Genomic DNA, 18535 nt, shown 5'->3' on the forward strand with positions numbered 1-18535 from the left:
GAATCACCGTGAGAAAGACCCCATTGTTCGCTGCGCTCGCGATCGGCCTGGCGTCGGCCTTGACGCTCGCGGGCTGCGCGGGCGGCTCGTCGTCCGCCGGCGGTGACGGCGCGACCATCGCGATCGGCTCGCTCTATGAGCCGGTCAACCTCGACAACACCGCCGGAGGCGGCCAGGGCGTCACCGAGGCGCTCAACGGCAACGTCTACGAGGGGCTGTTCAAGCTCACCGACGAGGGCAAGGTGGAGCCGCTGCTCGCGACGAAGTACACCACGAGCGCCGACGGCCTCACGTACACGTTCACCCTGCGTGACGGGGTGAAGTTCCACTCCGGCAAGCCGCTCACCAGCGCCGACGTGAAGCGCAGCATCGAGCGCGTCACGTCCGACGACTCCCAGTCGGCGCGCAAGTCGCAGCTCGAGGTCATCAAGAGCATCGACACCCCGGACGACAAGACGGTGACTCTCACCCTGTCCTCGCGGTCCATCTCGCTGCCCTACAACCTCAGCTACGTGTGGATCTACGGCCCGGGCACCTCGAATTACAAGACTGCGGAGGACGGCACCGGCCCGTACACGCTCGGCACCTGGAAGCGCGGCAGCTCGCTCAGCCTCGAGCGCTGGAGCGGCTACTGGGGCGACAAGGCGAAGAACAAGGAGGTGGAGTTCGACTACTTCACCGACGCCTCCGCCCTGTCGAACGCGCTCCAGACCAAGCAGGTCGACATCGTGACGAGCATCCAGAGCCCCGACGCCCTCAGCACCTTCAAGGGAAACAAGGACTTCACGATCTCCGACGGCAAGTCGACGACCAAGGAGCTCTTGGCGTTCAACGACAGGGTGGCCCCCTTCAACAAGGTCGAGGTCCGGAAGGCGGTCTACTCGGCGATCGACACCAAGAAGCTGCTCAACTCGATCTGGGGCGATTACGGAACGCTGATCGGCTCGATAGTGCCGCCGAGCGACCCCTGGTACGAGGACCTCACGAAGGTCAACCCGTACGACGTGAACCTCGCTAAGAAGGAGCTGGCCGAGGCCGGTCTCGCGAACGGGTTCGCCTTCACGCTCGACACGCCCACGTACGACCCGCACCCCGCGGTCGCCGAGTTCCTGAAGAGCGAGCTGGCGAAGGTCGGCATCACTGTGAACATCAACTCCATCTCGGCGGACGAGTGGTACACGAAGGTGTTCAAGAACCACGACTTCACCGCGACGCTGCAGGAGCACGTCAACGACCGCGATGTGGTCTGGTACGGAAACCCGGACTTCTACTGGGGCTACGACAACCCGCAGGTGACCGCCTGGGTGAACGAGGCCGAGCAGGCGAGCACGACGGCAGATCAGACCGCCAAGCTGAAGCTGGTCAACGAGCAGATCGCGAAGGATGCGGCCAGCGCCTGGCTGTACCTGTACCCGCAGATCGTCGTCGCTGACAGCGACGTGAGCGGCTACCCGGTCAACGGACTGAACTCGCAGTTCTTCGCGTACGACATCGTCAAGAAGTAGGCCGGTTCTCCACAAGGACCGCTCTTCCACAACCCTGATGCTCGGGGAGCCGACCGGCTCCCCGAGCATCTACGCTGAAAACCACCATGGCTCTCTACCTCCTGCGTCGCACCGCGTTCCTCGTGGTGTCGCTGCTGCTGGCCATGGTCGTGCTGTTCTTCCTGCTCCGTGTGCTGCCGGGCGACCCGTCGAACGCGCTGCTCTCCGTCGGAGCGACGAAGGAGCAGATCGCGGCGGCGCAGCACCAGGTGGGCAGCGATCAGCCGCTGCTGCAGCAGTTCTTCTCGTGGTTCGGCAGCCTGGTGTCGCTCGATCTCGGCGAGTCGTTCATCAGCTCGCTGCCGGTCGGCCCCGAGATCGCCGCGCGGCTGTCCGTGACCATCCCGCTGACGCTCCTCTCGTTCGTCCTGGCGCTCGTGCTCGCGCTGCCGATCGGCTTCGTCGCGGCGTGGAAGGCCGACCGCTGGTACGGCATGCTGCTGTCCGCGTTCTCGCAGCTGGGCATCGCTGTCCCGGTGTTCTGGGTGGGCATCCTCCTGGTCGATGTCTTCGCGATCACCCTCGGGTGGTTCCCGTCCGGCGGATTCCCGCGTGACGACTGGTCCGATCCGGCCGAGGCCCTGACCTCCCTCGCCCTGCCGGTCGTGACGATCGCGATCGTGATGAGCGCCTCCATCTCCCGCTATGTCCGGAGCGCGACGCTGGATGTGATCGGCAGCGACTATCTGCGCAACGCCCGCGCACTGGGGTCGGGCTTCGCGGGAGCGATGTGGCGCCACGGTCTGCGCAATGGCGCTGTGCCCGTGATCTCCGTGCTGGGGATCGAGCTCGCCACGACGTTCCTCGGAGCGGTCGTCGTCGAAAGCGTCTTCACCCTGCCCGGGCTCGGCAGCATGCTGCTGAAGGCCATCGAGCAGCACGACTACCCGAACATCCAGGGCATCCTGTTCGTTTCGACGCTGCTCGTGCTGATCGTCGGCTTCCTCGCCGACATCGCACAGCGGCTCGTCGACCCGCGCCTCCGTCGCAGCATCTCGGGGAACACATGAGCGCGATCGTCGAGCAGGCGGCCGAGGCGGCCGCACCAGAAGCGCGGGGGCGGCGCCGCGCCCGCCGTTCGCTGACGCTCGGCATCGGGCTCGTCCTGGTCGGCCTGGTGGTGATCGTCGCCGTCGTGTCGTTCTTCTGGCTGCCGTACGCGCAGTCCGACACCTCCGGCACACGGCTCGAGCAGCCGAGCGCGGCGCACTGGCTGGGAACGGACCGATTCGGGCGCGACCTGGTGACCCAGCTGATGATCGGGGCGCGCATCGCCTTGGCCGTCGGCCTCGGTTCCGTCGCGATCGGTGCGGTGGTGGGCGGCACCCTCGGCCTGCTCGCCGCGTTCGCGACCAAATGGCTGGACGACACGCTGTCGGCCGTGCTCGACATCCTGATCGCCTTCCCCACATTGCTCCTGGCGATGCTGATCGTGGCCGCCCAGGGGGCGTCGCTCGGCACGGCCATCGTCGCGATCGGGCTCGCCATGTCGGCGGTCGTCGCCCGGCTGACGCGTGTACTCGCCAAGCGGGTGCTGTCGCAGCAGTACGTCACGGCCGCGCGCACCTCCGGCACCTCGTGGCCGGGGATCATCGCACGGCACATCCTGCCGAACATCTGGCCGACGCTCAGCGTGAACCTCGCGCTGCAGTTCGGAGTGGCCGTGCTTGCCGAGGCGAGCCTCTCGTACCTGGGGCTCGGGGCGCCGCCGCCCAACGCCTCCTGGGGGCGCCTGCTGCAGGAGGCTCAGGGGACGGTGTCCACGGCTCCTGCCGGTGCGATCGCCCCTGGCGTGGCCCTGGTCGTGCTCGTGATCGGCGTCAACCTGGTGGCCGACGGTCTTCGGGATGTGGCCGACCCGACCCGCAGGAGGTCGCGATGAGTGGCCACAACAATGCGGCGCGCGGCCTCCTCGAGGTCGACGGCCTGAGCATCGCGACACGGGACGGCGACGTGCTCGTACGCGACGTGTCGTTCCGTCTCGACGCGGGGGAGCGGCTCAGCCTGATCGGCGAGTCCGGCTCGGGCAAATCGCTGACGTCGTTCGCCCTCACCGGTCTACTGCCCGAAGGACTGCACGCGACCGGCAGCATCCTGCTCGACGGCGTGCCGGTCATCGGCGCGCGGGAGCGCGAGCTCGTCGCGCTGCGCGGCCGGGTGGCGTCGACCGTCTTCCAGGAGCCGATGACCGCCCTCGACCCGCTGATGCGTCTCGGGCGTCAGGTGGCCGAGCCGCTCCGCCGGCACCTCGGGCTGCGCGGCGATGCCCTGCGTCAGGCGGTGCATGGCGCGCTCGCCGAAGTGGGCCTCCCCGAACCGGAGCGCATCGCGCACGCCTACTCCTGGGAGATCTCCGGGGGTCAGCGGCAGCGCGTCGCGATCGCCGCGGCCCTCGCCTGCCGACCGCAGCTGCTGATCGCCGACGAGCCGACCACGGCGCTCGACGTGACCGTCCAGGCAGACGTGCTGGCGCTGCTCGAACGCTTGGTTGCAGAACGCGGGATGGCGCTCCTGTTCGTCAGCCACGACCTCGCCGTCGTTTCCCGTATGGCGCAGCGGGCGCTCGTGCTGCGTCAGGGTCGCGTCGTCGAAGAGGGTGCGATCGACGGCCTGCTGTCCGACCCGCACGACCCGTACACCGCCGAACTCGTGCGGAGCGCCCGCGAGCTCGATTCCGCGCTGGAGCTGCCATGACGCCCATCCTCGAACTGCGCGACGCGGGCTTCCGGTACCGCCGGTCGGCGAGCCCGGCGCTGGACGACGTCTCCTTCGCCGTGGAGGCGGGACGGAGCCTCGGCCTGGTCGGCGAGTCCGGGGCGGGCAAGACGACGGCTCTTTCGCTCCTCCTGGGGCTCACGACGCCCACCAGCGGCAGCGTGCTCTTCGACGGCAGGCCGCTGAACCCTCGCGATCGCACCCAGGTGCGCGACTTCCGCCGGAGCGTACAACCGGTCTTCCAGGACCCGTACTCCTCCCTCGACCCGCGGCAGAGCGTCGGCCGGATCGTCGGCGAACCCCTCGCCTCCCTCGGCCTCGCGGCCGGCGAGCAGGCGCGGGAACGTGTCGCGCAGGCGCTTCACTCCGTCGCCCTTCCTGCCGACGCGGCGCGTCGCTACCCGCACGAGTTCTCCGGCGGCCAGCGGCAGCGCATCGCCATCGCCCGGGCGATCGTGTCACGGCCGCGCGTGCTGCTGGCCGACGAGCCGGTGAGCGCGCTGGATGTGACGACGCGCATCCAGATCATCGACCTGCTCGGCGAACTGGCGGCGAACGAGGGGATGACCGTCGTCATGGTCTCGCACGACCTCAGCGTCGTCGCAGCCCTCTGCGCTCAGACGGTCGTGCTGCGCGGCGGGCGCGTCGTCGAGCAGGGCGCCACGAGCGAGGTGCTCAGGACGCCGCGCGACGACTACACCCGCCGCCTGCTGGCGTCGGTGCCCCGCTTGCCGGCTTAGGCGTCGATCCCCAGCTTCTTGCGCAGCGAGGCGACGTGTCCGGTCGCCTTGACGTTGTAGAGCGGCAGGCGGAGCGTGCCGTCCGGGTCGACGACGAACGTCGACCGGATGACACCCTCGACGGTCTTGCCGTAGAGCTTCTTCTCGCCGTAGGTGCCGTACGCGCGGTGGACGGCCAGGTCTTCGTCGGACAGCAGAGGGAAGTTGAGGCCCTCCTGCTCCTGGAACTCCTTATTTCTCGCCGGCACATCCTTCGAGATGCCGATCACCTGGTATCCGGCCGACTTGAGCGAGTTCAGGTTGTCGCGGAAGTCACAGGCCTCCGTCGTGCACCCCGGGGTCATCGCCGCGGGGTAGAAGTACACGATCACGTTCTCGCCGGCGAAGTCGGAGAGCGAGACGGCGGTGCCGTCCTGGTCCGTGAGTGTGAAGGCGGGTGCCGGAGTGCCGGCCTCGAGTCGAGCATCAGTCATGGGTCTATTCTCCTGCCACGGTGGTCTCGAGCGCGCGGTACCGGAAGCCGCGCAGCGCGTTGCGGCGTGCAGTCGAGAGCCCGAGCACCACGGCCGCCGCGACCGCGACGGCGAAGGCGAGGGCACCGAGCACCCACATCTGCATCGGCAGCACGGGGATGGGCCACCACCAGACGACCCCCGAGTTCAGGTTGAGGTACTGCGCATCGGTACCTGTCGTGTACCGGTGGATGTTCGTGTACAGCGCGATTCCGTTGGCCGTGATGAGCAGAACACCCATCACGATGAGCTGCAGGCGGCTGAGGCCGAGGTCGAAGCGGTTCAGCCCGTAGAGGCAGAGCCCGACGAGAAGGATCAGCAGGGGGTAGATGTACCGCGGTTGAACTCCCGTGCCCACATGGATCTGCTCGCGCATGAGGATGTACAGCGGCACGAACACGACCGCTACCGCGGAGATGGCAAGCACCACCACCTTGCGGCAGGTCATCCGCCCCAGCCCCCAGAAGCCGAGTCCGCAGACCACGAGAGTGACGGCACCCCAGACGCTCACCGGCATGAAGGTGTCGAGCCAGCCGATGGGGCCGTGGCCGAAGGAGCTCGCGTAGAACCACGGCAGGTCGAGCAGGTTCTTCCACAGCAGCCAGGCGAACTCGTACGGCGGGAGAGCCGAGTGCGGGCGAGTGATGACTCCGCCCTGCGAGGCGCTCAGGTAGAGCAGGACGCTGACGATCGCGAGCCCGACGGGCAGCAGGGAGCGCAGGAGGAAGGCACGACTGCGCTCCGCCTTGAGCACGACCACGAGGATCATCGCGAGCACGCCGTACGTGGCCGCGTCCGCTCGGGCGCCGGCGCCGATGACGGTGCTGATCGCGGCGACGACCCCGAGCCCGATCAATCGTCCTCGGCTCGTCGCCTCGTAGTAGCCGAGCAAGGCGAGCCAGAGCGTCGTGGCCGACAGCACCGCCCATCCACTCGGATTCGCGCTCGCGACGAGGAACAGTCCGAGCGGGATGAGCGTCGCCAGCGCGGACCACACGAGCAGACCGCGTCGCCGCGCCGGGAGAAGCAGGAACAAGGCCGTCAAGAGAGCTACATAGAGGAACGCGTTGAACACGCGGATCGAGATCACGGCGGTTCCCAGGTGCGGGGACGCGAAGACGCTCATGACGGCGTAGTAGACGGGCGGATAGCCGTGATCGTTGAAGTTGCCGCGGTCGGTCGGGACCAGCGCCTCCGCGTCCGGGATCGCGCATGTGCCAGGGATCTCGGAGCGGTGGGCGAAGCACAGCGAGGAGAGCGTCATCGCCCGGGGGACCGAGCGCTCGTCGGGCTTCGGCCCCGGCTCGCAGAGACCTGCTCGCTCACCTTGAGCGCACCAGATGCTCGTCAGGTGATAGTCGTCATCAGGCGCGGCACCCACCGGTGAGGCGAACGCCCATGCCACCAGCCCGAAGAACAGGGCGACGGGCATCAGAACCGCGACGACGATCCGCCACGGCCTCCACGCCGCCCTCATCGGCCCGAGCCGTTCCCGGCGAGGCGGCCCGCGAGGGCGCTGGGCAGCGTGTCAGGGTCGACTTCGATCTCGCGCTGTTCGTCGGCCGACCGCATGACGGCTTCGGCCACGGCGAGAGTGGTGAGACCCTCGTCCATCGTCACGATGCCGGGTCGGCCGTGGAGGATGGCGTCGCGGAAGGCTTCGTGCTCGATGCGCAGCGGTTCGCGCTTCTTCAGCGCGAACCGGATGACGGATCCTTCGGCGACCCCCCGGAAATTGGAGACGGCATCCCACTCGGTCGCGTCGGTGCCGTTCTCGTAGTACGTCAGGTCGCCGCTGAGAGTGTCGGCGACGAACGCGCCGCGCTCGCCGGTGACGACCGTGATGCGCTCCTTCATCGGCGACAGCCAGTTCACCAGGTGGTTGGTGATGATCCCGTCATCGAGGCGGCCGTTGAAGGCGACCATATCCTCGTGCGGTCGGCCGCTCCGCCGGGAGGTATTGGCGTGCACGGCCCGGAAGGGACTCTGCGCCAGCCAGGAGGTGAGGTCGATGTCGTGCGTCGCGAGGTCTTTGATGATGCCGACGTCGGCGATGCGGATCGGGAAGGGACCCTGTCGGCGCGTGGCGATCTGGTACACCGAGCCCAGCTCGCCGGCCTCGACGCGGCTCCGCAGGTTCTGCAGGGCCGGGTTGAACCGCTCGATGTGGCCGACCGCTCCGACGAGACCGTTCCGACGGAAGGCATCCGCCATCCGGCGCGCCTCATCCAGATCTGTGGCGATCGGCTTCTCGACGAGGGCGTGGACGCCGGCTTCGGCGAGCTCGAGTGCCGTCGACTCATGCAGCGTCGTGGGAACGGCGACGACGGCGGCGTCTACGTCCGCTTCGATGAGTTCGGCGACCGACCGGTAGACCGGGGCGTCGATGGAGGCGGCGCGCTCGGGGGCCGTCTCCACGACGCCGGCGAGCTCGAAGCCGTCCAGCTCGCGGACAACCCGTGCGTGGTGCGATCCCATCACTCCGAGGCCGACGACGCCGACCCGCAGCGCGGCCATCAGCTTCCCGCCTTCGCGAGCGTGTTCACAGCGGAGACGATGCGGTCGAGGTCCTGCTCGCTGAGCGACGGATGCACCGGGAGCGAGAGCGCCTCCCGAGCGGCCCGTTCGGTCTCCGGCAGGTCGAGCTCCAGCCCGAAGACCGGGAGCCGGTGCACCGGAGTGGGGTAGTAGACGCCGGTGCCGATCCCGTGCTCCTCGCGAAGCGCGCGGGCGAACCCGTCGCGGTCCTCCGCGACGCGGATCGTGTACTGGTGGTAGACGTGCTCTGCACCCTCGGCGACCGGGGGTGTGACCACGCCCGTCAGCTCGGCGTCGAAGCGGGCAGCGTTCCTGCGCCGCTGCTCCGTCCAGCCGGCCAGCTTTCGGAGCTGGGCACGGCCGATCGCGGCGTGCAGGTCGGTCATGCGGGCGTTGAATCCGGCGATCTCGTTCTCGTACGGCCGGGCCATGCCCTGGTTGCGGAGCAGACGGACGCGCTCGTCGGTGGCAGCGGAGGCGGAGACGACCATCCCGCCCTCGCCCGAGGTCATGTTCTTGGTCGGGTAGAGGCTGAACATCGCCCAGTCGCCGAAGGTGCCGACCTGCCGTCCGTCGAGGGTCGCGGCGTGGGCCTGCGCGGCATCCTCGAACAGGGCCAGCGAGTGCTCGGCTGCGAGGGCGGACAGGCGGCCCATGTCCGCAGGGTGGCCGTAAAGGTGCACGGGCATGATCGCCGCGGTGTTCGGACCGATCGCTCGAGCCACGGAATCGGGGTCGAGGTTGAACGAGTCGGGCTCGATGTCCGCGAACACCGGAACGGCGCCTGCGAGGACGACGGCGTTGGCGGTCGCGGCGAAGGTGAAGGAGGGGACGATGACCTCGTCGCCCGGGCCGATGCCCGCGGCGAGCAGGCCGAGGTGGAGACCGGACGTGCCGGAGTTCACCGCCGCCGTGGGGCGGCCCGCGACGAGAGCGTCGGAGAACTCGCGCTCGAAGGCGGCGACCTCGGGACCCTGCGCCAGCATCCCGCTCTGCAGTACGGCGTCGACCGCCGCGCGCTCCTCGTCGCCGATGAGCGGCCGGGCGGCCGGAATGAACTCCAGATCGGTCACGCGACCACCTCGAGCGTGCCGTCGTTCTCGCGATAGCGTTCGCCGGTGGCCGGGCAGACCCACCCTTCCGTGTCCTGCACCAGCGGGACGCCGGCGCGGCCCACCCAGCCGATCTTCCGTGCGGGGACGCCGCCGACGAGAGCATGGTCAGGTACGTTCCTGGTCACCACCGCACCCGCCGCCACCATCGCCCAGGATCCGATGACCACGGGAGCGACGCACACGGCGCCGGCGCCGATCGAGGCACCGCGCTCGACCACGACGGCGGCAGGCCTCCAGTCGCCTGTTGTCTTCCGCGCTCCATCCGGAGTCACAGCCCGCGGGAAAGGGTCGTTGGTGAGCACGGCGCCGGGGCCGACGAACACACCGTCCTCCAGATCCGCCGGCCCATAGATCAGCGCGTGGTCCTGGATCTTGCATCTGTCTCCCACGGTCGACCCAGCGCCGATGTGAGCAGCCCTGCCGATCGTGCAGTCCTCACCGATCCGTGCGCCTTCGCGCACCTGTGCGTGATCCCAGATCACTGTCCCGTCGCCGATTGTGCATGTGACGGCGATATCGGCTTTGTCGGCGATGAACAACGTGTCCTCCTCTCGACGCTGACGCGCCGGCTCGAACGTGGTACCTCAGTCGCGGAGATGTGAATGTAACATCGATCACCCCAGGCACATCCCGGAAAAAGGTCTCAACACCTCAAAATGATCACTTTCATCTACGGAACGACGGCGGAGGCCATCAAACTGGCCCCGGTCATCCGCCGGCTCCGTGAGCGAGGTGTTGCGACCCAGCAGTGGGTGACGATGCAGCACACAGAGGCTCTGATGACCGCGATGGAGCAGCTGGGACTCGGTACTCCCGATCAGGTCATCGCCCACGGTGCCGCAGGCAAGCCGCTCCGGGGCACCGGCGACGTCGTCCGCTGGGGTATGACATTGCTCGGCTGGCTGCGGAAGAACCGCAAGCGGGTCGCGGCATCGCTGCCGAAGAACACGGTCATCGTCGTGCACGGCGACACCATGACGAGCGTCGTCGGCGCCTGGATCGCCAAGCGCATGGGCTTCGACTGCGCCCACATCGAGGCGGGTCTCCGCAGCGGCAACTGGCGGCACCCCTTCCCGGAGGAGCTGGACAGGCGCATCGTCGGGACCATGGCGACGGTGCACTACACGCCGTCGATCGAGGCGACCGAGAACCTGAAGAAGCGTTCGAACGTCGTGTACACGCACGGCAACACGGCCCTCGACGCTGTGCTCGACCACGGGATGCGCGCTGCCGGCACGGATGGGCCGTACGGCGTCGTGCTGCTGCACCGGTTCGAGTTCGTCTCCAACAGCCAGCTCGTCGACGACACCCTCGAGGTTCTCGCGACCAGCGAGGTCCCGTTGCGGCTCATCGTCGACGCCTACAACAGGGAGACGCTGGAGAAGCTGCTCGCCAATCAGGGCGGCGACCGCATCACCGTCCTCCCCAAGCTGCGGCACGACGAGTTCGTCGCCCTGCTGGAGAACGCCGCGTTCGTGGTCACGGACTCCGGCGGAATCCAGGCCGAGTCGGCGCTGCTCGGCGTCCCGACGCTCATCCACCGCAAGACCACGGAGCAGGGTGAAGGCATCGGCCGCAACATCGTGCTGTCCGAATGGGACCTCGGCCGGCTGCGTTCGTTCCTGAGAGATTACGAATCCCTCCGGCACGAGCCCGACCGCCCGGAGCGGTCGCCGTCGGACATCATCGTCGACGACCTGATCAGCCGAGGGTATGCCGACTAGCGGGGGCGGCGAGCAGCCGCAGCGTCGAGCGCCGGGGATGATCAGCCGTCACGGTCGCGCGCTCGCCGAGATCGCCGGCGTCAGCATCGTGGGGATCGTGGCGACGACCGCGTTCCAGCTCATCACGATCCGCGGTCTCGGGCCCGCTTCGTACAGCCTCCTCGCTGCGGCCCTGGCACTCATCAACGTTGCGGCGATCGGGAGCTCGGCGCTCCGCAACTCCGTCGCGGTCACGACGGCCGAGGCGCTGCACGCGCCGCGCAGCATCCCCGGCGATCGCGTCCGCCGGGTGGACGGCGCCCTGGTCGAGGCGCTCGTGCTCGGCGGGATCGGGACGCTCGGCGTCTTCGCCCTGTCGTCGACCCTCGCTGCTCCCGGCGCCACCGGTGTCCTGACCGTCGTCCTCACGGCCGCTGCGATGATCCCGAACTTCCTGTTCGCGCTTGCTCAGGGGCGCCTGCAGGGGGCAGGCGACTCCCGCTCCGTGGTCTGGTGGTCGACGGGTGCCCAGGTCGCGCAGGCGGTGCTCGCCCTGATCGCCATGCTCGCCTACGCGGGCTCCGCGGCCATCCTGGCCATCCTCGTCCTGACCGCCCTCACCGGCGCGATCGGCGCAGGTGCCGTGGCCCGTCGCCGCTCCCTGGCGGTCGGCCGGTCGCCGTTCACGATGCAGAGCACCGTCGTGCTGCTGCTCACCGTCGGGTTCGCGTGGCTCACGAACGCCGACGTTGTGCTGGTCCGGGCCGGAACGCCGGAGGAGCTGGCCGGAGCGTACGCAGCGGCCGCCGTGCTGGTGAAGACGACCCTCATCATCCCGGCGACCTTCTCGCTCTATCTGCTGCCGCGGTTCGTCCGCTCCAAGGGCAACGCCGCACTGACGAACCTCGGTGTGACCGTGATCCTCGGAGTGACGCTGCTGACCGGGGTGGCGATGTTCCTCCTGGTCGTGCCGTTCGGGCCGTGGATCGTCGGCCTGCTGTTCGGCTCGCACTACGCCGCGACGGCGCAGATCGTGGTCGGCTTCTCTCTCGCCTGGATCCCGTGGGCGCTGGCCCAGGGTGTGCTCGTGCGCATCACGGCCGCGGCGTCGAAGGCGGCGCTCGCCGTCTTCCTGCTCGCCGCCGTCGCGCAGTGGCTCGTCGCCTCCGCGACCCTGCCCGACGTCGATGCCTGGCTGGTCGGCAACGGCCTCATCGGGCTGGTGACCTTCCTGGCGCTGTACGGCATCCACTGGGCGCTCCTGCTCCGCAGCAGGCGCACCGGGCGGGAGGCCGTCGTCGAGGAGCAGCCCGCGCCATGACCTCGCCTGCCCTCAGCATCGTCATCGCGTCGTACAACTCGGCGCCCTGGCTCCCCACCACGATCGGATCGCTGACGACCGCCCTCGGCAACAGCTCGGTTGAGGCGGAGATCGTGGTCGTCGATGACGGCTCCACCGACGACACCGCCGCCGTGCTCGCGGGCATCGCGGCGTCGTCCCCTGTTCCGCTCCGCGTGATCTCCCAGCCCAACAAAGGGCGGTTCCTCGCGCGCTGGGAGGGCGTCCAGGCTGCGCGGGCCGACCGCATCCTGCTGTTCGACTCGCGGCTCCTGATGGCTCCGGACGCATTCGCCTACCTTGAGAGCGTGGACGCGCTCCGCCCGGACGCCCGCGCGTGGGTCGGGCACGTGCCGACGGACCCTGCGGCACCGCTCGTCGGACGTTTCTGGGAGGTGCCCACCCACGTCTTCTGGGGTGGATACCTGGCGCATCCCGCGCCGACCGACATCACTCCGGAGAATTTCGACCGCGTGCCGAAGGGCACCGGGTGCCTGGTGATCGACCGTGCCGCCTTCGCCGACGCCTGCCGTGCGGCCTGGCCCGAGGAGAACGCCGATCTCGTATCGGACGACACGCGGCTGCTGCGGTACATCGCCGACCACGGCGCCCTCCGCATCGACCCGGGCTTCCGTGCGCTCTACCGGCCGCGCATCACGGTGGGCGGCTTCCTCCGTCACGGTTTTGTGCGGGGCACGTTGTTCGTCGACAGCTACGCAGGCACGGGCCTCCTCCGCAATCTGGTCCTCGTCGCTCTGGTCGTCGCACCGGTCGTCGCGCTCATCCTGCTCGTGCTCGCGATCGCGTTCGGCCTCTGGTGGCTGGTGATCGTCGTGCTGGCCCTGGCCGTCTCTGGCATCCTCGCCCTGGTGCTCGTCTCGGCGGCGCGAGCGGCGGCGGGGCGCGCCGTGCTGTCGTTCCTGCTCTACGTCATCCCGTTCGGTGCGGTCTTCTGGGCCGGACTCGCGCGCGGCGTCTGGGTACACCGCGCGGCGTTCCGCGGATCGCGGACGGACGCTCAGTCCAGTTCGACGCCCTGAGTCGGCGGTTCAGCGCGCGAAGGTCTCCAGCAGGCGCTGCAACGAGTCGAGGCGCGCGCGCCCGGCCTCGCCGAGCTTCCCGGCCTCGACGGCCTCGATGATCGCGCAGTCCGGCGCATCGGGAAGGTGTGTGCACCCGCGCGGGCAGTCCTCGGCGAGCTTCGCGAGATCGGTGAAGGCCTTCAGGATGCTGTCGGTGTTCACATGCCCGAGCCCGAACGAGCGGACGCCCGGGGTGTCGATGACCCAGCCGTGGCGTCCCTCGTCGTCTTCGACGCGGAGGGACACGGTCGACGAGGACGTGTGCCGTCCGCGACCGGTGACCACGTTGACGTGACCGGTGGCGCGGTGCGCGCTCGGGACGATCGCGTTGACCAGGGTCGACTTGCCCACCCCGGAGTGCCCGACAACGACCGTGTCGTGCCCGATCAGCGCCGCCGTGATGTCGTGCAGCGGGATGTCGTCCTGGCGGCTGGTGAAGACGGGCAGGTCGAGGCCGGCGAAGTTCGACAGGAACGGCTCGGGGTCGGCCAGGTCGGTCTTCGTCACGCACAGCATCGGGTCGATGCCGGCGTCGTAGGCGGCGACCAGGTAGCGATCGACGAGGCGTGTGCGCGGCTCCGGGTTGGCTGCTGCCACGACGATGAGCATCTGGTCGGCGTTGGCGACGACGATGCGCTCCACCTCGTCCGTGTCGTCGGCGCTCCGCCGGAGCAGGGTCGTGCGCGGCTCCACCCGGACGATGCGGGCGAGGGTGCCCTCCTCTCCGGTGGTGTCTCCGACGACGGCCACGCGGTCGCCGGTGACGATCGGGTTCCGCCGCAGCTCGCTGGCGCGGGCAGCGGTGACCTGCCGCTCCTCCGGGGTGTCCTCGTCGAGCAGCACCGTGTACCGGCCGCGGTCGACGCCCAGCACGCGAGCGATCTGGGCGTCGGCGTGCTCCGGCCGGGTCTTCGTCCGCGGGCGGTTGCCCTTCGGGTTCGGGCGGCTGCGGATGCTGGACTCGTCGTAGAGGTCGAGCTCGTCGTCGTCCTCGTCGTCGTCCGCCCACCAGGAGCCGCTGTTGTCCGTCACGCGACGTCGGCGCCCTTCTGCAGCATCCGGACCCACAGCTGGGTGAACTGCGGGAGCGTCTTGGCCGTCGTGGCCACGTTCTCGATCTCGACGCCGGGGACGACGAGCCCGACGATCGCGCCGGCCGTCGCCATGCGGTGATCCTCGTAGCTGCGCCAGACGCCGCCGTGGAGCGGGCGCGGGTCGATGCGCAGGCCGTCCTCCAGCTCCGTGACGGCGCCGCCGAGGCCGTTGATCTCGGCGGCGAGGGCAGCGAGGCGGTCCGTCTCGTGATGGCGGATGTGGCCGATGCCGGTGATCTCACTCGGGCCGTCGGCGAGGGCGGCGATCGCCACGAGGGCGGGCGCGAGCTCGCCGCCCGTCGTGAGGTCGAGCGTGATGCCCGTCGGGCGGTCGGGCCCGGTGACGGTGAGGCGGTCGCCCTCGCGCGTGACCGTCGCGCCGAAGAGCGGCAGCAGGTCGGCGAGATCCGCACCGACCTGCGTGGTGGACGCGGGCCACCCGGTGATGGTCACCGTCCCACCCGTCACGACGGCCGCGGCGAGGAAGGGGGCGGCGTTGGAGAGATCCGGCTCGATGTCGACGTCGCGGGCGGCGATCGTGCCAGGCGAGACGATCCAGCGGCCGACCTCCGGCGACTCGACGGTCACACCGCGGGCGGCGAGGGCCGCGATCGTCATCTCGATGTGGGGGAGGCTGGGGAGCCGCTCGCCGGCGTGTGTCAGATCGAGACCGTCGTCGAAGCGGCTGGCCGACAGCAGGAGCGCGCTGACGAACTGGCTGGAGCTGGACGCATCCACCTCGACCGCGCCGCCCGCGACCCGGCCGGTGCCGTGAACGGTGAACGGGAGGGAGCCGCGGCCGTCGTCGTTCACGTCGACGCCGAGCGCGCGCAGGGCGGCGATGATCGCGCCCATCGGACGGCCGCGGGCCGAGTCGTCGGCGTCGAACATGGTCGGACCGAGCGCCAGCCCCGCGATCGGCGGGACGAACCGCATCACGGTGCCGGCCTGACCGCATTCGATCGTCGTGCTGCCGAGCAGCTCCTCCGCAGGCCTGACGAGCAGGTCCGCGCCGAACTCTCCGTCGCCCGGCTTCTCCTCGACCGTCACGCCCAGGGCGCGGAGGGCCTCCACCATGTTGGCGCTGTCGCGCGAGTGCAGAGGCGCCCGCAGCAGCGACGGTCCGTCGGCGAGGGCGGCGAGCACCAGCTCCCGCGCGGTCAGCGACTTCGAGCCGGGCAGGGACACGGTCGCGGCGACCGGACCGCCGGCCACCGGAGCGGGCCAGAGCGTGTTCGGCTCCTCGACGCGGTTGTCGCCGTAGGGGTCGAAGTCGGGGGCGGAATATTTCGAGATCAGCATTGTTGTCCAGATTATCCGTGTTCCCGGTATCAGGAAGGATCCGCCCGTGGCCGCCACCGCCGTGCTCGACGCCCCCAGCGTCGCATCGCACGACCTCGTCGACCCCGAAGGCCTTCTCAGCGCGTCGCTGGCGTCGCAACTAGACTGGCCGGTGATGAGCACCGAGACCGAGGATCTGGGCCACCTCTTCGAGGATCAGGCCCTGCCTTTCATGGACCAGCTGTACGCGGCTGCCCTGCGCATGACACGCAACCCGTCCGACGCGCAGGACCTCGTGCAGGAGACGTTCGTGAAGGCTTATGCGGCGTTCGGCCAGTTCCAGCAGGGCACGAACCTGAAGGCGTGGCTGTACCGCATCCTCACCAACACGTTCATCAACACGTACCGCAAGAAGCAGCGTGAGCCCTACCAGGGGACGATCGACGAGCTCGAGGACTGGCAGCTCGGCGGCGCGGAGTCCATGTCCTCGTCGTCCAGCCGCTCGGCCGAGGCCGAGGCGATCGACCACCTGCCGGACAGCGCCGTCAAGGACGCGCTGCAGGCCATCCCGGAGGACTTCCGGCTGGCCGTGTACCTCGCCGATGTCGAGGGATTCTCCTACCAGGAGATCGCAGACATCATGAAGACCCCGATCGGCACCGTCATGAGCCGCCTCCATCGCGGCCGCCGGATGCTCCGGGAGCTTCTGACCGACTACGCGCACGAGCGCGGTCTCTCCGCCGTCCAGGGGGACCGGGCCGTGCAGACCCCCAGGAGCAAGAGATGACCGACTGCGGTTGTGAGAAGGCCAAGGCCGAACTCGAAGAGTACCTGCGCAACGAACTGTGCAGCGAGGATGCTGCCGACGTGCGCGAGCACCTGGCGAACTGCACCGGGTGCTCCGACGAGGCGCACCTGAACGTGGTGCTCACCGAGGTGGTGCAGCGGGCGTGCAAGGAGACGGCGCCCGAGACGCTGCGCACCGAGGTGCTGCTGCGCATCCGCTCGTTCCAGGCGAGCGTGCACTGAGCGCTGTCAGCGCGGTGCGCCCGGCTGCGATCGCCTAAGCGGAGCCGCCCGTCCCGACCTCGTGGAGGAAGAACAGACCGCCTAGCGGGTCGGTGACCTGCGCGAAGCGGCCGAACTCGCTGTCCCACGGATCGCGGATGACGGTCCCGCCCAGCTCGATCACGCGCTGTGAGGCGGCCGCCGCGTCCGCGACCCCGAAGTAGACGACCCAGTGCGACGGGACACCCGGCGGGAGCATCCCGTCCGCGTCGTAGACGCCGCCGGCGGGCGAGTCCGGGTCGCCGAAGGTGACGTACCGGAAGTCGGCGGTGTCGCCGAGCACCTGCGTCCTCCAGCCGAAGACCCGGGTGTAGAAGTCGACCTGCGCAGCGTAGTTGCGCGCGTACAGCTCGTGCCAGGCGATGCCCCCGACCTCGGCGACCAGTTCGAAGCCGCGGTGCTGCTCGGGATCCCACAGCCCGACGACCGCTCCGCCCGGGTCGGCGATGACCGCGAGCCGGCCCTGGTCGCCGACCGTCATGGTCGGAGCGATCACCTGTGCGCCGGCTTGCAGCGCCGCCTTCTCGGCCGTGTCCGCATCCTCGACGAGGAGGTAGGTGAGCCACGTGTTCGCCTGGGCGTCGCCCATCGTCGGACCGAGGCCCGCGACCGTACGTCCGTCTCGCCGGAACGTCACGTAGCCGCCGTACTCCTCGCCGGCGGTCTCGGCCGTCCAGCCGAACAGGCTCGTGTAGAACTCGGTCGCGCGCGGCACGTCGGAGCTGGTGTAGTCGACCCAGCAGGGCTCGCCGAGGCGGTGGGTGGTGACGACGGTCATGCGCTCACCATACGCCGCAGGCCGCCGGACCGGCCAGCGGTGACGGCGGTCTGTCCGCGAGCCTCCGGGGTCGATAGCGTGAGGCCATGGACGACATGGTTCCCCTGCCGGGCGGACGGTTCCGGATGGGCTCCGCCGAGTTCTATCCGGACGAGCAGCCCGTCCACGAGCGCTCTGTCGCCGCGTTCCGCATCGACCGGTTCGAGGTGACGAACGCCGACTTCGCCGCGTTCGTCGCCGACACCGGCTACGCCACTGTCGCCGAACGTCCCCTCGACGCGGCGGAGTTTCCTGAGCTGCCCGACGACGACCTCCTCCCGGGTGCTCTGGTGTTCACGGCGACGGACGGGCCGGTCGACCTCTCCGACTGGCGGCAGTGGTGGCGATGGGAGCCGGGAGCGGATTGGCGGCATCCCGAGGGGCCGAGGTCCGGCATCGACGAGCGGATGGACCGGCCGGTCGTTCAGGTCGCCTATGAGGATGCGGCCCGCTACGCCGCCTGGGCCGGGAAGCGCCTCCCGACCGAAGCGGAGTACGAGTACGCGGCCCGAGGCGGCGTGGACGGCGCGCGCTTCGCGTGGGGCGACGAGGCCTACCCGGGCGGGGAGGCGCAGGCGAACTCGTGGATCGGGCACTTCCCCTACGACAACCAGGGACGCTTCGGGGCGACCCCGGCGCCCGTCGGGTCGTACCCGGCGAACGGCTACGGGCTGCACGACCTGATCGGCAATGTGTGGGAGTGGACGAGCGACTACTACGCGCCGCGGCATGTCATCCCCGGCCAGAGCGCACCGGACACTGGCGGACGGCTGAACCTGCTCGGGGCGAGCAGTGCGGAGCCCGGGTCGGACATCCCTCGTCGGGTGCTGAAGGGCGGCTCGTACCTGTGCAGCCCCGAGTACTGCCTCCGCTTCCGGCCGGCGGCACGGTCGCCGCAGGCGGAGGACACGGCGACCACCCATATCGGGTTCCGCTGTGCGGCCGACGTCTGAGTCGCCGGCACGCGGCGCAACGACGGGAGCCCCG

The 18535-nt window shown here is 69.6% G+C and carries 19 protein-coding genes; 11 read left to right on the forward strand and 8 right to left on the reverse strand.

Annotated elements, in window-relative coordinates; all coding sequences use genetic code 11:
• Nucleotides 1-8 precede the first annotated feature (8 nt).
• The 5 genes from AXZ95_RS05965 to AXZ95_RS05985 all read left to right on the forward strand — a co-directional run bounded on the left by AXZ95_RS05965 (nt 9) and on the right by AXZ95_RS05985 (nt 4999).
• Nucleotides 9-1505: an ABC transporter substrate-binding protein gene (locus AXZ95_RS05965; RefSeq protein ID WP_231374368.1), complete on the forward strand. Its 1497-nt coding sequence runs from the start codon at nt 9-11 to the stop codon at nt 1503-1505.
• 86 nt (nt 1506-1591) lie between these two features.
• Entirely contained in the window at nt 1592-2554 is a 963-nt protein-coding gene (locus AXZ95_RS05970) for an ABC transporter permease (protein WP_018190107.1), read from the forward strand.
• A complete protein-coding gene (locus AXZ95_RS05975; protein WP_018190108.1) occupies nt 2551-3426 on the forward strand; it encodes an ABC transporter permease in 876 nt (291 codons plus the stop codon). The genes AXZ95_RS05970 and AXZ95_RS05975 overlap by 4 nt, the downstream gene beginning before the upstream one ends.
• A complete protein-coding gene (locus AXZ95_RS05980) occupies nt 3423-4238 on the forward strand; it encodes an ABC transporter ATP-binding protein (protein ID WP_018190109.1) in 816 nt (271 codons plus the stop codon). Before AXZ95_RS05975 ends, AXZ95_RS05980 begins: the two co-directional genes overlap by 4 nt.
• Entirely contained in the window at nt 4235-4999 is a 765-nt protein-coding gene (locus tag AXZ95_RS05985) for an ATP-binding cassette domain-containing protein (protein ID WP_018190110.1), read from the forward strand. Before AXZ95_RS05980 ends, AXZ95_RS05985 begins: the two co-directional genes overlap by 4 nt.
• On the opposite strand, the gene bcp is transcribed toward AXZ95_RS05985, so the two are convergent.
• From bcp to AXZ95_RS06010, 5 genes are read right to left on the reverse strand one after another with little or no spacing between them, the layout of a single operon-like run.
• Nucleotides 4996-5472, reverse strand: a complete 477-nt coding sequence (gene bcp, locus AXZ95_RS05990) for a thioredoxin-dependent thiol peroxidase (RefSeq protein ID WP_018190111.1) — start codon at nt 5470-5472, stop codon at nt 4996-4998. The two genes, AXZ95_RS05985 and bcp, sit on opposite strands and share 4 nt — an antisense overlap.
• A 4-nt stretch (nt 5473-5476) precedes the next feature.
• Nucleotides 5477-6988 carry a DUF2142 domain-containing protein gene (locus tag AXZ95_RS05995; RefSeq protein ID WP_043742057.1) on the reverse strand — a complete coding sequence of 504 codons (1512 nt, stop codon included), beginning with the start codon at nt 6986-6988 and terminating at the stop codon, nt 5477-5479.
• Nucleotides 6985-8028, reverse strand: coding sequence for a Gfo/Idh/MocA family oxidoreductase (locus AXZ95_RS06000; RefSeq protein WP_018190113.1), 1044 nt, complete (start codon nt 8026-8028; stop codon nt 6985-6987). Before AXZ95_RS06000 ends, AXZ95_RS05995 begins: the two co-directional genes overlap by 4 nt.
• Nucleotides 8028-9122, reverse strand: coding sequence for a DegT/DnrJ/EryC1/StrS family aminotransferase (locus tag AXZ95_RS06005; RefSeq protein WP_018190114.1), 1095 nt, complete (start codon nt 9120-9122; stop codon nt 8028-8030). Before AXZ95_RS06005 ends, AXZ95_RS06000 begins: the two co-directional genes overlap by 1 nt.
• Nucleotides 9119-9703 carry an acyltransferase gene (locus AXZ95_RS06010; RefSeq protein WP_018190115.1) on the reverse strand — a complete coding sequence of 195 codons (585 nt, stop codon included), beginning with the start codon at nt 9701-9703 and terminating at the stop codon, nt 9119-9121. Before AXZ95_RS06010 ends, AXZ95_RS06005 begins: the two co-directional genes overlap by 4 nt.
• 117 nt (nt 9704-9820) lie before the next feature.
• On the opposite strand from AXZ95_RS06010, the gene AXZ95_RS06015 reads away from it, so the two are divergent.
• Genes AXZ95_RS06015 through AXZ95_RS06025 form a run of 3 tightly spaced genes read left to right on the forward strand, consistent with a single transcriptional unit; the run spans nt 9821 to nt 13246 of the window.
• Nucleotides 9821-10888: a UDP-N-acetylglucosamine 2-epimerase gene (locus tag AXZ95_RS06015; RefSeq protein WP_018190116.1), complete on the forward strand. Its 1068-nt coding sequence runs from the start codon at nt 9821-9823 to the stop codon at nt 10886-10888.
• Nucleotides 10878-12188, forward strand: coding sequence for a hypothetical protein (locus AXZ95_RS06020; protein WP_231374369.1), 1311 nt, complete (start codon nt 10878-10880; stop codon nt 12186-12188). The genes AXZ95_RS06015 and AXZ95_RS06020 overlap by 11 nt, the downstream gene beginning before the upstream one ends.
• Entirely contained in the window at nt 12185-13246 is a 1062-nt protein-coding gene (locus AXZ95_RS06025; RefSeq protein ID WP_018190118.1) for a glycosyltransferase family A protein, read from the forward strand. Before AXZ95_RS06020 ends, AXZ95_RS06025 begins: the two co-directional genes overlap by 4 nt.
• Nucleotides 13247-13255: 9 nt before the next feature.
• Here AXZ95_RS06025 and rsgA read toward each other — a convergent pair whose 3' ends face one another.
• Together rsgA and aroA are read right to left on the reverse strand one after the other, a co-directional pair.
• On the reverse strand, nt 13256-14320 hold the full coding sequence (rsgA, locus tag AXZ95_RS06030) for a ribosome small subunit-dependent GTPase A (protein WP_018190119.1): 1065 nt from the start codon (nt 14318-14320) through the stop codon (nt 13256-13258).
• Nucleotides 14317-15684 (reverse strand): 3-phosphoshikimate 1-carboxyvinyltransferase, encoded by a 1368-nt coding sequence (gene aroA, locus AXZ95_RS06035; protein ID WP_018190120.1) that lies wholly within the window; start codon nt 15682-15684, stop codon nt 14317-14319. The genes rsgA and aroA overlap by 4 nt, the downstream gene beginning before the upstream one ends.
• A 154-nt stretch (nt 15685-15838) precedes the next feature.
• Here aroA and AXZ95_RS06040 point away from each other — a divergent pair, with 154 nt between their 5' ends.
• Nucleotides 15839-16450 carry a sigma-70 family RNA polymerase sigma factor gene (locus tag AXZ95_RS06040; RefSeq protein ID WP_172823274.1) on the forward strand — a complete coding sequence of 204 codons (612 nt, stop codon included), beginning with the start codon at nt 15839-15841 and terminating at the stop codon, nt 16448-16450.
• Nucleotides 16447-16692 carry a zf-HC2 domain-containing protein gene (locus AXZ95_RS06045; RefSeq protein ID WP_018190122.1) on the forward strand — a complete coding sequence of 82 codons (246 nt, stop codon included), beginning with the start codon at nt 16447-16449 and terminating at the stop codon, nt 16690-16692. Before AXZ95_RS06040 ends, AXZ95_RS06045 begins: the two co-directional genes overlap by 4 nt.
• A gap of 34 nt (nt 16693-16726) precedes the next feature.
• On the opposite strand, the gene AXZ95_RS06050 is transcribed toward AXZ95_RS06045, so the two are convergent.
• Nucleotides 16727-17509 (reverse strand): VOC family protein, encoded by a 783-nt coding sequence (locus AXZ95_RS06050; RefSeq protein WP_018190123.1) that lies wholly within the window; start codon nt 17507-17509, stop codon nt 16727-16729.
• Between the two features lie 86 nt (nt 17510-17595).
• Here AXZ95_RS06050 and AXZ95_RS06055 point away from each other — a divergent pair, with 86 nt between their 5' ends.
• Entirely contained in the window at nt 17596-18501 is a 906-nt protein-coding gene (locus AXZ95_RS06055; protein ID WP_018190124.1) for a formylglycine-generating enzyme family protein, read from the forward strand.
• Nucleotides 18502-18535 lie beyond the last annotated feature (34 nt).

Source organism: Leifsonia sp. 115AMFTsu3.1, assembly GCF_004362795.1.
GTDB lineage: Bacteria > Actinomycetota > Actinomycetes > Actinomycetales > Microbacteriaceae > Leifsonia.